This is a genomic window from Neolewinella lacunae, assembly GCF_014349155.1.
GTDB lineage: Bacteria > Bacteroidota > Bacteroidia > Chitinophagales > Saprospiraceae > Neolewinella > Neolewinella lacunae.
The window spans coordinates 1-17000 of sequence record NZ_JACSIT010000052.1 but is presented as its reverse complement, the minus strand read 5'-3'; the positions used below and the strand labels follow the sequence as shown (position 1 = coordinate 17000).

Here is a 17000-nt window from a genome sequence, read left to right as displayed (position 1 = left end):
TTGGCCGGTTAGGTTGCTCCGGAGGTCCAGCGCGCGACAAAATTAAGCCCATGGCCATTTGGGTGGACAGCGGCAGTAGAAATTTGCAAAGATTAAACTGGTAGATTCAGGCGAGGGGGATAATTAGCAAGGCCCCATTGCCTACCACCTAATGGGAAGCAGAAGGATACTCCAATTTCAAGTCTGAGATGTTTTTAAAATACTTTTCTTTTAAGGCCTGATCCTTAGAAGTATCATAGTCTGCTACGCCATTCTTTATACGCAGTTTAAGCATGTCTGGCTGATCCGGAAAAGTTAAAGATATTACCGCGTTCGCCCGGTCAATGGCTGCTTGCAGTTGGGTATCAGTTAGTTTGCCTCTGTTGGTGATGACCCAATCCAGCCAAGCCTTGGTGTAGTTCGCCAAAGCATCTTCATTCAAAAGGCTTTCGTGAAACTCGTAGGCCAGCTCGTCAAGATTAACCTTCCCTTTTGTCAAGGATTCCAGCCGCCGAAAAGCGGCAAAGTTCTCCGCTTCATCCGCTTCCGGTACTCGTCTAGTCTGCATCCGGGCAATGTCTTGTAGTACGATGGCCTCAGTTGCACTGTTGAAAGTTCTCTGATTATGGCAGTTGAAGCTTAAGAAAGGAAGAATGATCACAAATAGTGAATTCATTGTGTATGTGCGATGACGTAGGTGGAGCATTTGATATAATTAATCACATTGAACTAACGGCTGACTCTTTGTCGAAAATTTGCGATTGAGAATATATTCCACTTCAATATCAAGTTTTGAAAGTGCATTTTCTAGTGCAAACGGATCGTAAAGATAAGCCTCGTACATTTCAGGGGTATTAAGTGATGGCTTAAGTTTTAAAAAGAGCAATTCACCTTCTGTACCGCCGCAAGTGCCGAAACTTTTTTCGCTTCCAAAAAAGGAGCTCATAAACGCTATGGAAGATTTCTTATCTTTTTGATTTAGTAGGGCAAAAAAATCGTTATAAACTCCACTGCCAGAGGCTGATCCACTTTTACCCTTGAATAGAATTAAATTTTGCTCCTTACTGTTGTAATGAAATATCTCCATAGAAAGAGGGTCAAATCCACTTATTCCCTTTACTTGGAAAAGAGTTCCGTTAAATTCAAGCGTGTCACTTTTGTTATTGCCGGATATTTGGTGGTATCGAACAATAAAATCTTCTTTTTCGGATAAAAATACACTACTATATTTCTTCTCTGTTAGGTCATTTTCATAGTACTCAAATGTACCGTTAATTTGTTGAAAGCCAATCGGCTTGAAGTTGATATGTTCGGGAAAGCTATCAACATTAATTATTATCGAGTCAGCTTTAGCATTCAGTTGGGTTTGCTGCTTTGCGGTTCCTTCAGGGGAAGCGCAACTAAAGATTATGTTGAAGGAGGATATTAAAATTAAGGTCAATCGCTTCATAATTAGTGTCTTGGGGCTCCAGTGGCATTTAAAAATGCTGCTGTTTTTTTCATAAATGTGCTTTCGCCGTGAGCAGCAGTAGTCTCCCAAGTATAGCTATAACTACCTCTTTCTCCTGTCGCTCTGCCATTAGAGTCTTTCCAATGTGTTGTTACTGGAGCTCTTGGTGCAGTCTTGCTACCTAAATTGTGAAGGTCGTGCGAAGTATCTGTAAATAGTAGGCCCCCAGTAGCTCTTTTTTCTGCACTAGAACCGATGTCTCTTCCTGCCCAATGGGTCGCTCCATTCGATAAGTCCTCACCACCTGACAATGCATTTATTGCTCCTGCAATTGCGTCTTGCATAGAAGTACCATTCCTCCCAGAGCTACTTGTCGAATTAAATTCTGCTACCCTGGCATTGCCGTCAGAAGCTGCAAATGCAAAGCCGTCGATAGTGGTAGGAATATCGTCTCCACTAGCCATACTGTTATTTACGATCGCAGACGAGATAGCACTCATTTCGTCCGCATCATTGAGCCTTTCGCTAGATTCTCCATAAGAGGTCGAAGCAAGATTTAACAAGGTTGTATTGCCTTCCGCAATTTCTACAAAGCCTGTATGAAATACTGAAATTCCACTTTCACCAGCAGTAGTTAACATAACTTCAACATAGGCCTTGTCATCGTCTACTCCATCGGATTTTATCCAAGTTCCATCAGTTTTATAATAATCCCCGTCGGGAGCCATGCCATCTGGATCAGTAAAATTAATTGGGTTATTAAAAGTGTAGTTATACGGGCTCCAATTGCTCATCGATTCTGCCAAAGGGTCCACCGCCAACCACCGCGCCACCGCTGGGTCATACCACCGCGCCCCATAATCGTAGAGGCCCAAGCTGGCATCGAGCTCTTTGCCGTTGTATTTATAATCATACCCACTAGCTCCCGTCCCAATGGCCGTATTTTCCATGCCGAACGGGTAGTAGGCGTGCGTAGCCAAGACGGAAAGGGAAGTGCCCGATCCTGGTCGGAAAACTACCCTAGTGTTACCCAGGTGATCCCGCAGCACGTATTCGTATTTCCAGGTTCCTTCCAAGACTGCGCGTCCTTCGCTGTGCATGATGGCTTCAAAATTTGTTCCGCTGATTTCGATGCCACTAAGATAGTCTTTTCTGGGTTGGCCGGTGGTGGTTTGGGCCAGTTTGTTCCCTCGCCCGTCGTAGATGATGTTGGTGGTTACCCCGGATTTGACAATTTGCTGGGGGAGGTTGAAGATGTTTGGGGTGAGAGAAATATTTTAATAGTAAAACTTCTTATTGGAAAGGTCTTATCGAATATGGATGGAATGATCCTCGCTCAATGTGACTTCGACTGATTCGATCACACTTGTCTTAGCAATATATGCAATAATTACATCTTCCCTTTCAAGTAAGTCTTCAAAAGCATGATATCCATTCGGTTTCCGCACAGAATCATGATTTTTAACTGAAACAATGAAAATTGCTATTGAATCTGATTCAATATGCTCATACCGGAGATTTAAATCTAAAGGTATCTCCCTTTTTTGCCCTGGGTGAATAAGGAAAAAAGGCGACTTTAGGTCTTCTCTGCCCCGTAAAGAGTAGTCCCATATTGAAAAATACATTGGTTCTTTTGATGAATTTACAGCCGTCAATCTATCGTCGGAGAAATGACAGGCGAACATGCAAAAAACTGCAAAAAATAGAATAAGATTAATTATTTTACTCATGTTAAATTGTCAAGTTTAATATGACTTCCTTACACCGCTACACAAATGCCCATTGGGGACCGTCCGTTTGAGGTGGTTCCGAACGGCTGGATGACCGACGTTTACTAGCAATTGCCCCTGTCACGGTGCTGAGCTGAGTTTGGACGAACACTCTGTTTGTGTAGCGGTGTAATGACTTCCTAAAAAAACCTGCACTTAAAATATCGGCTGTAGATTCTGTTGGATTCCGGCTATGATTATTTCCATATGTTCCCATTCCTGCCGCGCTTCCGATGCTGGGTAGCCCGACATGAGTTGCATAAGATGCAAAATTATAATTGAAGTGGTGCTTAAAATGCAAATAATGTCCATATTCATGCCAAGTCAAACTGTTGCCACCATTTTTTTCAAAATTCCTCAGGTAATCGCTTTTATTCATAAATATTACGTTGTTCATTTGCACCGCCATTGGTTATTTATTTCTAGTTATCCCACTTGAAGTACTAATAGTTTCAACATTTTACAAAAAATCTATAGTCGTAGTCATCCATTTGAATAGGGGAACTTCCGCTTTCCGAACATTCAATATGTAAACCTTACAATCTCCTAATACTTTGACAAAAGAACTTCGGCTACGTCCTTTCTTAAGTTTACCGAGGGCTGAGAAATAGGGAAGTGCCCTTATGTCCCTTACTTGATGCCACTCCCCTGACAAAGAAGCCTTCATATCAGCAGATTCGACCACTATAAATTGGTTATGTTTGAAAGCAAGTATTACGTAAACCGAGCCTTGAGCCAATGCTGACATCCGTTTGAGATTGCCAACCGAAAGAAATTTAAACGGACGCAGCTTAGTAGTATCAGAGTCCGCTACCGACCCCAAGGCACCATCATACGTGATTATTGTAACCTTATGTTCTGAAGATAAAACTTCAATATCAAGAAAAGACTGCGCTTGTAGCCCACTCATCAGTACAAAGCAGGCCATTGTGAGAAATACTTTCATATTAGCCACCTTTGTTGATTTTGCGAACTGCAAGTTGATATTTGCGATAATTCATTGTACCGGTAGATCCACCACTATTGTAAAAACCGATGGTCTTAGGGGTAGTAGTTGTCGTACTAGTCTTCGGCTCGTTCCCTGACGTAATTGACTTGGTGGTAATCGTTACGGTCCGCGTAAATCCTAAGACTACACTATTCTGCGGATCCGTAGTAGCTGCTCCGCTTACGTCTGTAACCGATGGAGTAGGGGCACCGACTTCATTAGCGGAATTACCCTCCGGATGGGTATGGACATCATAAGCTACAGTCTTTCCATCCTGGACCAATTCATTTCTTTGAGGCAATACATCTACGTCACTTGGAGTGCCCTCTGCCATACTCGACGTCTTTCCATCTGTGGCAACTGCAAACCCACGCTCGTTACCATTTTTGGCAGTTGCATCGTATGCCGCATCCATCTGTTCAAGTGCCTCAGGTGAAGCTACTGGACCGGTCTGTCCGCTGGCAATGGCAGCATCAACGTCCTCAGCCTTTTTACTGGTAGTCATTACCAAAACTTTAGTATCAGAGCCGTCATCCACGTGTTTTACGTGTGTCCCATTTTGATTATAGTAATCTGTAAAGGGAGCCATTCCCGTAGGATCGGTAAACTTGAGCGGATTATTGAATACATAATTGTAAGGTGACCAACTAGACATACTCGAAGCGAGTGGATCTATAGATATCCAGCGGGCAATAGCCGGGTCATACCACCGCGCCCCGTAATCGTAGAGGCCCAAGCTGGCATCGAGCTCTTTGCCATTGTACTTATAATCATAGCCACTACCTCCTGTCCCAATGGCCGTATTTTCCATGCCGAACGGGTAGTAAGCGTGCGTAGCCAAAACGGAAAGGGAAGTGCCCGATCCTGGCCGGAAAACTACTCGCGTAGCTTTTGTTTGGGGCCCCTTCCCCAAACAACGCGTGTGGTCCCGCAGCACGTATTCGTATTTCCAGGTTCCTTCCAAGACTGCGCGTCCTTCGCTGTGCATGATGGCTTCAAAGTTTGTTCCACTGATTTCGATGCCACTAAGATAGTCTTTTCTGGGTTGTCCGGTGGTGGTTTGGGCCAGTTTGTTTCCCCGGCCGTCGTAGATGATGTTGGTTGTTACCCCGGATTTGACAATTTGCTCGGGGAGATTGAAGATGTTTGGGGTGAGAGCGATGTTGCTGTTGCCTTGGCCGGTTAGGTTACCACGGAGGTCGTAGCTAAAATTATGCCATCCCGCCGCTGGGGCGGTGAAACCTGCATTAAGGTCGGCAGCGTCGGAGATTTTCATCAATCGATCCTGATGTATGCTTGCTGTGGTTGCATAGTCATACGTTAGATCATCAATGATTCCATAAGTACCGTCGGCCTTTTTTCCCCTGCGGATCAAGGATTCAATATTACCGTTTAGGTCGTAAGCCAAGTTTTGGACAGAATACCGATCTTGGGCACTCAGTGAACCACTAAGGTTTTCTACATAATTTGCGGCTTCCAAGCGTCCGTAGTCATCATACGAAAATCCGTAGGCCTTGATCTTGTTGTCATCACCGTGACTTCTCCACTGGACGGCACTGATGTTTCCAGCCTTTTGCGCAACCCCATTAATGGTTGAGGGGACAGTGAAGTAACTTAGCTCTTGAGAAAAAAGGTCACTGTAAATGGCAGAATGGATCACCGTATTTGATACAGTATTAATGCCTTGTAGCCACCCAAGAATATTGTAAGTGTAATCAATACTTTGGGCAAAATTTGACCCTTGCAGTGCTATGTTTTTTCTGGATTCTCTTCCCCAGTCATTGTAGGTGCGCTCAGAAATAGTCTGCTCTCCACCACTATCGCCTATTTGGTGGTAAGTATTTCTTACCCGCCCCCTCTCGTCGTAGGTGTAACGTTCGTTAATGATCAAAGATTTTGGCGTCCCACCAATTGGCGTGCTGGAATGCTCTCTGCGGTTACGAAGCACCCAACCTGCGAAATTGTACTGTGCCCAGGTTACGTCCATCCCGTTTAAATGGTTTGCGGACTGGGTTTGGATTATTCGACCACGTCGATCGTAGAATGTTGAACTGTTAAGGTAAGTGTTGCCACTTGTTTGCAAAACAGCTGTACGATCACCAGTCAGTTTACCCCGTACGAAAGCATTAGCGGAGCCGTCATAAAATCCTGCGTGTGAAGACGGGGGAGCGCTATAACTCACATCCGAAGTGCCATTTCCATCGTAATCGTAGTTGTCATAATAAGTCGCAGTATAAATTACGGTGCCAGAGATCGGGAAAGACTGGTTCAAGGTATATTTATGGCTCGTAGAAGAGGTTTTTTGCTCATAGAGCCCGTCTCCGCTACTGGGCAAAGCCGATCCAGAATAGGTTCCTGTAAGGATTGGCCTACCTAAAATATCGTACTTAACAAATGTTTTATTCTCGCTAGGGTCTTTTGTCATTACCAACCGGTCAAGACGGTCATAGTAATACCATGTTCTTTTGGCAAGTTCTTGACCTGGAGTGTGCTTGCTCGAAAGTAAATTGGTTGAGGAAGAATATACATACCAGTAGGAATTATTCTTAACATCATTATTGGAGACTACTTTACTGGGTAGGTCATGCCCGGATTTTGCTATTTTGGGAGGGATAACATAGATGAGACTGCCCAAGTCATCGTATAGGTTGTATGTTTTTGCATCATCTTGGTCCTGACGGATCTTTCGTCCTGCTTTGTCGGTAAATGTTGTGGAGGTTCTGCCGTCTTCATCGGTAACTTTTACTACCAGCAATGTGTTAGCTGAATAAAATCCACCGGATTGGTCAAATCGGCGTACTTCATTGGTTGTGTTAGTTCGATAGACAATCTGCCTAGGTTGGCCGTGTTGGTACTGGCCAAGTCCCTTTTCTGAAGCCGTCCTGTTTAAGGGAGAAGGCTCCGCTATCACTTCCGTGAAGGCTTTATTGCCGTCAGCACTACCGTATGCCGAACTATAGTAGGTGGCTTGGCTGCTTGCGGGGTTGCTTCGGTATGCTCCGCCATTACTTGTCACTATCCAAGGCAAATACGCTTTAGTTTTTCGGCCGTATTGATCGTAAACACTAAATAATACTACGTCTTTTAATCCTGGCGCACCACCTACCTCTACGGATTGCACTGACCGCAATAGACCATCAGAAAAGTTAACAGTTTTTATCAGATCAGCAACTCCAGTCGCGTTTACAGCGGCCAATGTAGTTTTACCAGCAACAAGAGGATGACGATTGGTTATAGTATTGAGGGTAGTGCCAGTACCATTATCGTACAGGTATTCTACTGTCCGAACGTAATTTCCGTCAAAATCTTTGATGCCTTCCAGTCGGTGATAAGCATCATAAGTGAATTTTTGAACCATGCCATCCTGACTTCCCATTCCTTTTAAATGGTGGTGCTCTTTTTCAAAAGTGAAAGTCGTCATCAATGCGTCCGCGGGGTAGAGTCGTACTTCGTCGACGTAATTCCAAAAGAGGAAGTTCACGTCGCCGCCTGCAACGTCAAGTGTTCTTTCCACGTATTGCCAGCCTTCTGCGTCAACCGGAGAAAGTTCTATACCTACTTGTGTGGCTGTACCTTCTAATAGTGTCTCACTTTGCTTCTTGGTCCAATAGCTTAAAATATATTTCCCAGACGGAAGACCAGTTTTTGTAAGCCGGTTTAACCTACTTACACCATTCCCTACTTTAGCGTTGGATTCCTGGTAGGACTGCCAAGGGAATTCCTGCTGGGTATATTCCACTGTCCATCCTCCGTAATCTAATGGAGATTCGAAACTAGTAAATGCCACCTGATTGGAAGAAGCGTTCTGTACTACGCCACTAATGTAGCTCCCGTGATAAGACCAGATATAGGCAGAGGGGACGTCATGCTCGATTCTGGCCTCGGCAATCGTACCGTAGTCGTTCCGCTCTTCAATGACTTCATTTCTAGTAACAGCGTTTCCATTGAAACCATCATAGGTTTCCGAGACAAAAAACCCTGATCCTGTTCCGTGAGAAAAAGAAGACCGCCTGGTCTGGCTTTGGTATTTTTTGCTAGTACCAACTAAAAATGTACTAGCCATAGGTACGGACACAAAATTGCCGTTTTTTAGGGTCGTGAGATTGGTAGTTTCTGGATTGCCAGGAGTATAGGCGAAGTAATTTTTTTGTACTTGCTGCTTGTTGTCACTATTGTAGTAATATATTTCCGTTGGCTGTAAAGTATTTGGATCAGAATAAGTGAAAAATCGCTCTTTGGTTATCGTGCCCGCAATCGTACTTGTCCCATTGTAAAAATTTTCTTGAATGGTTTCTTTAGTAACAACATAGCTTGTGGGGAAAAGTGTAAGATTTTCGGACCAAAACCTGCTTTTAAAAGTTCCATACTGAGCGCATGCGTATAGCCCCTGGGTGTTCACCCAAGAGTAAGTTCCGCTGGTACTTTTGCACAGAAAAATCTCATTGGACTGGAGGCTAGAGCTGTGAATTAGTACCTCTTTCAGATCTGAACTAGTTGGCCTGACTTCAGTATATTCGTAAGTGGTCTCTGTAAGCTCTTTACCGCTAGCGTCCAATAATTCTCTTTTTAGTAATTTTCCGTTTTTATATTTGTCTACTTCGATATCGTTGAACTCGGTATTTATGTAATGATAGATCGTTTTTCCACCGTTAACTTCCTCTACTCGGCTGTAACCAACGTAACTACCTTCTGCCATTCGTAATCCATTAACACTATTGGAGCTAATATTTCTTCGGTCACAGTAAAAATCCGCATCGTATTCACAGGAATTACCTTGCTGACTAGGGTATTCATCATCGGTGAAATAGGTGCTTAGTTCATCGTACCGAGGTCTAGAGAGTACTAATCCACTGCTGCGCGTACTACCCTCCTGTACGTAGCGGTATTCAATTTTAGATGCTGGCGTGATGTGGCTGATATCACTGAAATTTTCTATCATTTCTACTCGCACTCCTCCACCTGAAATAATTGGCGCATTGGTTACGGTATAGCCACAAAGGTCCCAATCTGGAATTTGGTGAGCACCATAAGTTATTTTGGCGCGTCCTCCACTAGGAAAGGATATGTTTGTTAACATTCCAGCTTTCACCCTACTGCTGCTGGTTTCGCGATTAGCGTTGCCAGCACTATAGGATGTACCGCTACATAAACTAACTGAAGGTACAAGAGAAGAGGCGCTATTGTCGTTGTAATAACCCCAGTGGTCGATACTTCTAGAATCTGGATTTGGTAATGAGGGGGTGCTATACGAAAAGACATACTTCTCTCCAGATGGAAGATAACTAGAGGTGTAATCTTTTAAGGTGAGCCGCCCGGTAGATTCATCATACGTGAAATAATGGCCGAGATAATTGGCTGATTGTGTTTTATATATTTTAATGTCGTTCAACTTGCGGCCAGAAAAGCTGTATCCTCCATAACTTTTAATAAAGCTACTATGGTTGAAGGTTATTTTTTCAACTTCTTGATTGTTACGGAGTAGTCTAGCCGAACTTAACCATCTTCGATTTGTTATTTGCGGCGAATATATAGCTCCAGATGAACTTGTTACTGTGACAAATGCACCACATGCAGGTTGACCACACTGATCCACTAGTGTGCTGACGCGATAATTCCAATTTTCTACATCATGATCATCCGCTACCGGATCAAAGGGAGCCGCCTCCGTATGGTAAGTGGATAAAATCTTTTCAGTTTTATCAAAAGATTCAATTTCGGATAAATACCAGGCGGATTGAAAGGTATAAACTAAGACGCCAACTTGTGCTCCTCCATCAATTGAAGTATTGACGTTTAATTGTGTGGTCTCTGTTTGGTTAAAGGTGTATTTGTTGCCCCTTCCGTCCAGAACTACGAACTGGGTGATGTTATCCTGGGAGTCAAAGTAAGGTGTAACCTTAAAATCCTCTGAATGGCGGTAGACAATTGACTTGTTAGGAGCAATAAAAAAAGTTCCGCCTCCTCCAGGAAATTTAATGTCAAACATATCAGGTTGAGTTTCTAGGTAACCTAACTTGGCATCATACATCAATTCGTTTTTCAAAATGAGATCGCCGGAGCTGAATGTGATTAGTTCGTTAATATCACTTACTTTGCTAAAATAATTGCTCTTATTGTCCGGCGCTCCGCGAACTGTTCTCGTCACAACGCCACCAGTTTGTAGCGTCCAGCCTAAGCCTACCCATCCGGGTATTTCAGCTACCTTGTTTCCACTGCCCCCGTAACTTAAGCTAACGCCCATGCTCAAGGCATGCCCTTTCATAGTATGAATGGGCAATGTGTAGTTAATGGCTCCAGTGTATGGACTAACGGATACTTTAGTTTGTCCGACAAGAGAGGCAGCCTCGGGAGTGGCGCTAACTCGTGTTTGTTCTTTTAGATTGGTAAATCTGCGGAAGCCTTCTTCGTCCAAAGATGGGTGGTCTCCAAAGGTTTGAGAATGAAGTTTGTTCGCAAAAAGGGCGATGAAAATAATAAGGAGATAGGTAGTCGCTTTCATAGCTTGTGAATCTAGGTTTAAGGAGAGACTAGGGAATTACTTGGAGAGAATAATTAGCTGATGGTAGACCTTTTGGCCCAAAGTGACCTGGCACCAGTAATTTCCGGCAGGTAGATCACCGATGGAAATCCTTTGTTTTGGATTGAAATTGCCTAAAGTTATTTCTTTAACAATGGACCCTGCACTATTCAGTAACCTGATAGTATTAACGCTTTCGGAGTGCTGTGAAGGTGAGGAGATTTCGACGTTAATTTCACTAGCTGTAATGGTTGGGTAAATCTTTAGTCCAGATAGTGAGTTTTCCATCGCTGGTAGTGTTGATGGGTTCTGTAGTCCCATCACAGCTGGTTTAGTAGTGTAGATCCCGTAAAATCGGGTAGAGGCTAAATCGTTTTCTTCGAGACGTATAAAGTCCATTAAGTATCTATCGGGTAGGCCTGTTGTTGGTATTTCATTGTCTATCCCCAGGCCAATATCTCCAGAGAGGATCACAATGGATCCATTAATAGAAAATAGTTTATCTACTACTCTGACACTCCGTGCACTTTCTACCTCAACTTCTTCCCGCCAATCTCTTTCGGGTGTGTCCAAGTTGAATACTCCTCTTCCAGAGGTTCCAACCAGTAGCTTATTGTCAAACCAAGACAGGCTGATTACATCAGTAAATTCCGAGTTTTGGTAACTAGCCCAGGTTCTTCCTTGATCGCCAGTATAGTAAAGCGCGTTTACGCCTCCTGCAAATATACCGATTGGGGTAGCTTCCACCGTGTGGATGTACGTAGAATATCCTCCTTTAGGCAATTCCATTTTTCTCCAAGTCCTTCCAGACAACTCCCGCTGGAATATTCCATTACTGGTGCTTACGTATAAATAGGATTCATCATTGGAGAGGTTGTTTGTTACTAAGCAAGTTAGTTCTGTGTTGCTTTCTTCCCAGCTTTTTCCGAAGTCCTGGCTTACAAAGATACCGTGATGGCTTGTTGCCGCAAAAAGTCCGTGGCCTTCAATGTACAGCACATCCTTAAAAGCGAAGTGTTGGGGTCTGTCAGTAATTGAGTGCCAACTCTCTCCTCCATCCTCACTGGAAAAAACTTCTCCTCCATACGTAAAGGATAAAATAATTCCCTCAATGGCTAACAATTTGGATACTGAGAAATCTGTGGGGTGAGGTGTTGGCCGCCAAGAAATTTCTTGTCCAAAAACAAGAATGGGGAATAGGCAGAACAGAAAAGTATATATTTTATGCATAAGGCTAGATTTAAGACTATCAGTACACAGCTATCCTGCAAAAGGACAGGTGTATAGGTTTTTAAATAGCAATTAGAGTGTCTTCACTCCAATTAAGATGGAGTGTTACAAAGCGAATTGTACTTGGTTTAAGTTTGTAAGGGTTTAGGAAAAGGTTTAGGTATACGATTACTGGATTTTACTACAGCAATTGTATATACATTTACTGATCTTGCAGGAATTTTATGTTGCCAAGTGGCATTTTTATTTTAAATTGACATGAGAGAACCTTGCACACGGAGTGTTTATTAATCTCTTTGTCAAATATAGCGGAATTATCCTGAAAGATGCAAATAGAAATGTGAGGGACGGCGAAAATTGTTCACAATTAGGCCCCTACTCACATTCAATTGTCGGAGAGCGGACATACAGTACGGCGAATGACCCTACGGGCATCTTACATAGCAGAGCAAAAAACAAGCAGACTCTTTACGCCCCCAGCTCCCAATCCTAACTCCCTCCTTCGGGGGGGCTGGGGGGGAGCACCTGCGGCCGCGCCCCCAATGCCCCACCGCATCATTCACCTCACTCCCCCCGAATCAACTCAATATACCCACTAATCGGCTCCGCCGCCGGCGTAACCCCCTCCAGGCGCTGCTCAAAAACCTGCCCCACGTAGTAGTAAGTACCCGAAGACAACAGCTCCCCGTTCAGGTTCTGCCCGTTCCAGTTGATGGCCGGGTCCTCGGTTTCAAAAACGAGCTGCCCCCAACGGTTGAAGATCCGGAACTCCACGCGCTCCACGAAGCAACGGCCCCGGGGCACGAAGTTGTCGTTGCGCCCGTCGGCGTTGGGCGTGAAGGTGTTGGGCAGTTCGTAAATGGGGCAGTTGGTCACACAAATTTCGTTGCTCAAGGCACTTTCGTTGCCGCTGCCATCGGTAGCCGTCACGTAGTAGCAACCCGTAATGCCGTCCGGCGGCGTATGCTCAAAGGTGAGTACCCCGGCCTCCGTAGTGCCTACCCGCACGGGGGCAGCGCCCGGCGTAGCGGCAAAGTAGACGGTGTACCCCGCCACGTCAGGACTACCACACACCTCCAGCGGCGGAACCCAGTTCAGCGTGTTGAAAAGGTTGTCGGGCACGGTGCAGTCTACCCCACGGTCGCAGACGCTGAGGACCGAAAGTTGGGGCGGACAAGGTGGCACATTGTCAATTGGCACCAGGCATAGCTCCTGGCTGCGGTTGAGCAGGGGCGAGGGGATCTCGTCGATGTTGTAACTGCCCGCCGCCAGGATGTAGTAGCAGTAAGTTTCTCCGTTCTCTAAGCCTTCGTCCCGGTAGGTGGGTTCAGTGACGGTCGCCACCCGCGCGTAGTCGGCGCTGCCGGGGTCCCGCCGGAAAACGTCGAAGCTGAAGTTGGTCCACGGCGTAATGGCGGTCCAGTTGAGTACCGCCGCGCGGTCGGTGGGTGCCGCGCCCAGGCGAACGCTCGTGGCGGGCTGTGCTTCCCCAATCGGCTCACTTTCGTTCTCTACGAACAGTTCAATGCGGTAAGTGTAAGCGAGGCCCGTAGTGTTGAGTCCCGTGTCGGTAAAACAGGTGTCCACCGCCTCGCCAAAAAAGGACCGCGTGAAAGTGGCAATGGGCTGAAAGGCCCCCGCCTCCGTCGTTTGCCCCTCCGCCCGGCTCAGGACGTAGCGGTAGGGCCCGGTATTAAGGATGGTATCCAGGGCATTGGCTTCGGGCAGCAGCCAGCACACGTCGATGGACCCCGCGTTGGGGTCGGTAGCCGTCACGTCCACTTTGGTCAGGAGGGGAATGTCCCGCGCCAGCTGCACACAGATTTCTTCGGAGGGGATGGATTCGATTTCCTCAAAGATCAGGCCCACGTTGGCAATCGGCCGCCCCAGCAGGGCCACCACCCGGTAGCAGTAGGTACGGCCCCGCTCAATGTCGTCGTCAATGAAGACGTAGCGCCCGTCTTCCATCTCCGTGGTTTCGGTGGGCGTCAGGAGGGTATATCCTCGCCCGGCCAGCCCGGTCTCGCAGGTGTCCACGACGAAGGGATTGCTTCCGTCCCGCCGCCAAACGGTGAAGCCCAGGAAGCGCGGCGTCGGCTCGTCCTCACAGGCGTAGGGCTTGTCCCAGGTCAAGGTAATGGATGCGTCGTCGGCCGCCGTCATCAGTCCCGTCGGGGGAGGTGCCACCACTTTGATCGAAACAGCCCGGAGGGTAGCCAGGCCCCCTTCCCGGTTGCCAATGTTGAAGCGCTCGAAAAAGTCGTCTTCCGCGCGGAAGACCACGAAGTAGGGCTGGTTGCTGATGTGGCTGCAGTTGGTTTCCCAGCGGAAGGTCTTCGTAACGGGGTCGGTCAGGAAAATACTCTGCTGGGGCGTGAAGGTGGCCGGAGAACTTTCGATGTCAAAGGGCCGGCCACTGGCCTGCAAGCGTACGAGCTGTTCGGCATCCTCCAACGGCGCCGTAGCCACTACGTCAAATTCAATGATCTCGCCCGCCACCACGCAGATTTCCTCGATCGGGATGTCGAGCTCCGGGGGCAGGTTGTTGCATTCCTCGACGAAGATCTGCATGTCCCGCACCACCGTATCCAGCGGAATGCCATTGCGGAAGGACTTGATGAGGAAGGCCAGGTTGTACTCGCCCGCAATGGCCGGCGCATCCCAGGTGATCTGCCCCGTGCGTTCGTCGATGAACAAGGAGCCCGTGTTGCCGCCGAAGAGGTTGGGCAAAATGTAGTTCACAATGGGTGCCCGCGGTGCCCGCTGGGGGATCGTAAATTCGAAGGCCAGGCTGTCGCCGTCGACGTCAAAAGCCCCCGGATTGTGCGTCCACACGGAGCCAATACAGGCGTTTTCGATGGGGATTTGCGTCATCTCCGGCGTGCTGTTGCAGCCGTTCAGGAGGGGATTGACCAGCGAATAGACGGTATAGACACTAAACGGGATGTTGACCGAAGAACCGTTGTCGATGTTGAGCACCTGCGCCACGCGGTTTTGGTCCTGAAAGCTGATGAAGTAACGCCCGAAACCCGAGTAGCGGTGGCAACGCTCGTAGCGGTTCATCTTGATACCGTTGCCGAGGTCCATTTCCAGGGTACGACCAATCAGTTCCGTCGTGCCGTCGCCCCAGGAGATGAGGAGGCTGTCGCGGTCAACTTCCGTCTGGATCGTCTCCGTGTAGGTGATGATGGTGGCGCAGGCGCGAAGTTGGTCGTTGACGTTGCCGCAGTCGCCCGCCGCCCGGACGATGATCTCCCCCGCCCGGTTGTGGGTAGCCAGCACGGGCAGCGAAAGGAAAAGCAGGAGTAGGGTGAAAATGCGCATGTCCAGACGGTATTCGGGTGAGAACTCGGGAGGATTTTAAGCCCAAAATCCCAACGGGCCCTAAGATAATGAGAACCAAGGGGGGAATGGCCTCTGGGTGTTAACGCATAAATGTCACTTTTGCTTCACCCCCCGCAGGCGCTTAGCGTTCGGGCGACCAAAAAAGCGGCCGCGGAGTGGAAAAAGGGATAGTTCAGTAGTTCACTAGTTCATAGTTCACTAGTTCATAGTTCACTAGTTCATAGTTCACTAGTTCATAGTTCAGTAGACGCACTTCGAGGAACAGTCTCATCCGAACGAGACTGTTCATCTAAGTGTGTCTACATTCACACAACTTAGATTCGTGATTTATGGCAAAGAAAAGTAAAAATCCCACGCTGGAAGAGTTGTTCAGCGATCCTGAGCAGTTCCGGCAGATGCACGAGCAGCTTTACTCGCGTAAACCCCTACTAGAGCAAGGTAGCCCGTTTGCTCATCTGCTCCAGACGATGGTTAATGCCGCCCTGGACGGCGAGGTCCTAGGCCATGTTGCTGAGACGAGAGCCCAAGGGGAGGAGAACAAGCGTAACGGCTACACCGACAAGACGATTCTTTCCGAAGCTGGCCCCTTGTCGATCCGTACGCCGCGGGACCGGCAGGGGACCTTTGAGCCCCAGCTAGTACCCAAGCGAGAGCGAGAGCTATCGAGTGGTTTGGACACGCAGATACTAGCTCTGTATGCGCAGGGTAATTCGGTTGAGGACATTAAGCGGTTGCTCCAGACGATGTTTGGGGTGGACATTTCGGCGGGCAAGATATCGGCCATTACGGACCAGGTACTTCCAGTCATTCAAGAGTGGCGTAACCGCCGACTTTTAGAGTTCTATGCCGTAATTTACATGGATGCGATCCATTTCAAAGTCCGCCACGAGGGCAAGTACTCCAGCCGTGCGTTCTACACTGTTTACTCTGTTGACGGTCACGGTAATCGGGACCTATTGGGCATGTATATGTCTGAAAATGAGGGTGCTAACCAATGGGGACTGGTACTTGAGGACTTAAAGTTTCGTGGCGTCGAGGACGTTTTAGTCTTCTGCACGGATGACTTGACGGGCTTTAGTGAGGCGATGAATGATGTCTTCCCGGCCACGGTGGTCCAGAAGTGCCTGGTGCATAAGATGCGCAACACCACGCGCTTCGTAGATGACAAGGACATGAAGGCGGTGGTAAGAGGTTTGAAGGCGGTTTACAAGGCGGACACTCAGGAGGCAGCAGCAACAGCCCTAGAGGCTTTTGAGGTAGAGTGGGGTCACAAGTACAGCAGTATCGTCGTCAGTTGGCGTCGTGATTGGGATGAGCTGATGGCCTTCCTAGACTTCCCGATAGCCCTACGTCGAATGATCTATACGACCAACCCCGTGGAAGCCGTCCACCGAATCATCCGTAAACTCATCAAGGGCAAGGCTGCCTGGGCATCAGATACGGCCTTGATGAAGCAGGTGTACCTGAGCCTAATGCATAACGAGAAGTCGTGGCGCAAACAGGCGTATGGCTGGAAGGCCATCCAGCGCGATCTGGTTAAGCTGTATGGGGATCGGGTAACCAAGCACATGGGGCCAAGCTAAAAATGGCAGCGCGCGATCCGCGCCGCGCAGTCTCCGGCCTTCGGCCTCCGACTGTGCGGCGCGGATCGCGCGCTCGTCGCAAGGCTACGCCTTGCGATAGAGTAATAACTAACCCAGACACACTTAATTGAACTATCCC

The 17000-nt window shown here is 47.4% G+C and carries 11 protein-coding genes; 2 read left to right on the top strand and 9 right to left on the bottom strand.

The features are described 5' to 3' along the window. Positions 1–148: 148 nt before the first annotated feature. Genes H9S92_RS03235 through H9S92_RS03225 form a run of 3 tightly spaced genes read right to left on the bottom strand, consistent with a single transcriptional unit; the run spans position 149 to position 2478 of the window. Positions 149–655 carry a hypothetical protein gene (locus tag H9S92_RS03235; protein WP_222935954.1) on the bottom strand — a complete coding sequence of 169 codons (507 nt, stop codon included), beginning with the start codon at positions 653–655 and terminating at the stop codon, positions 149–151. 39 nt (positions 656–694) lie between these two features. Then, positions 695–1429, bottom strand: a complete 735-nt coding sequence (locus H9S92_RS03230; RefSeq protein WP_187465284.1) for a hypothetical protein — start codon at positions 1427–1429, stop codon at positions 695–697. 2 nt (positions 1430–1431) lie between these two features. Continuing rightward, complete coding sequence (locus tag H9S92_RS03225) at positions 1432–2478, bottom strand: RHS repeat-associated core domain-containing protein (RefSeq protein WP_320055152.1); 1047 nt, start codon at positions 2476–2478, stop codon at positions 1432–1434. Between H9S92_RS03225 and H9S92_RS22615 the strand changes: the two genes are divergently transcribed. Next, entirely contained in the window at positions 2398–2784 is a 387-nt protein-coding gene (locus H9S92_RS22615) for a hypothetical protein (protein WP_222935953.1), read from the top strand. The genes H9S92_RS03225 and H9S92_RS22615 overlap by 81 nt on opposite strands. Here H9S92_RS22615 and H9S92_RS22470 read toward each other — a convergent pair. The 6 genes from H9S92_RS22470 to H9S92_RS03195 all read right to left on the bottom strand — a co-directional run bounded on the left by H9S92_RS22470 (position 2737) and on the right by H9S92_RS03195 (position 15257). Continuing rightward, complete coding sequence (locus H9S92_RS22470; protein WP_187465282.1) at positions 2737–3159, bottom strand: hypothetical protein; 423 nt, start codon at positions 3157–3159, stop codon at positions 2737–2739. The two genes, H9S92_RS22615 and H9S92_RS22470, sit on opposite strands and share 48 nt — an antisense overlap. A gap of 37 nt (positions 3160–3196) precedes the next feature. Next, on the bottom strand, positions 3197–3595 hold the full coding sequence (locus H9S92_RS03215; RefSeq protein ID WP_222935952.1) for a hypothetical protein: 399 nt from the start codon (positions 3593–3595) through the stop codon (positions 3197–3199). 63 nt (positions 3596–3658) lie between these two features. Beyond that, positions 3659–4144, bottom strand: coding sequence for a hypothetical protein (locus tag H9S92_RS03210; protein ID WP_187465280.1), 486 nt, complete (start codon positions 4142–4144; stop codon positions 3659–3661). 1 nt (position 4145) lies between these two features. After that, positions 4146–10685, bottom strand: a complete 6540-nt coding sequence (locus H9S92_RS03205; protein ID WP_187465279.1) for a DUF6443 domain-containing protein — start codon at positions 10683–10685, stop codon at positions 4146–4148. Between the two features lie 36 nt (positions 10686–10721). After that, positions 10722–11933, bottom strand: coding sequence for a WD40/YVTN/BNR-like repeat-containing protein (locus H9S92_RS03200; protein ID WP_187465278.1), 1212 nt, complete (start codon positions 11931–11933; stop codon positions 10722–10724). Positions 11934–12497: 564 nt separating this feature from the next. Next, on the bottom strand, positions 12498–15257 hold the full coding sequence (locus H9S92_RS03195) for a gliding motility-associated C-terminal domain-containing protein (protein ID WP_187465277.1): 2760 nt from the start codon (positions 15255–15257) through the stop codon (positions 12498–12500). Positions 15258–15607: 350 nt separating this feature from the next. On the opposite strand from H9S92_RS03195, the gene H9S92_RS03190 reads away from it, so the two are divergent. Next, entirely contained in the window at positions 15608–16861 is a 1254-nt protein-coding gene (locus tag H9S92_RS03190; protein WP_187465088.1) for an IS256 family transposase, read from the top strand. The last annotated feature ends 139 nt before the right edge of the window (positions 16862–17000 follow it).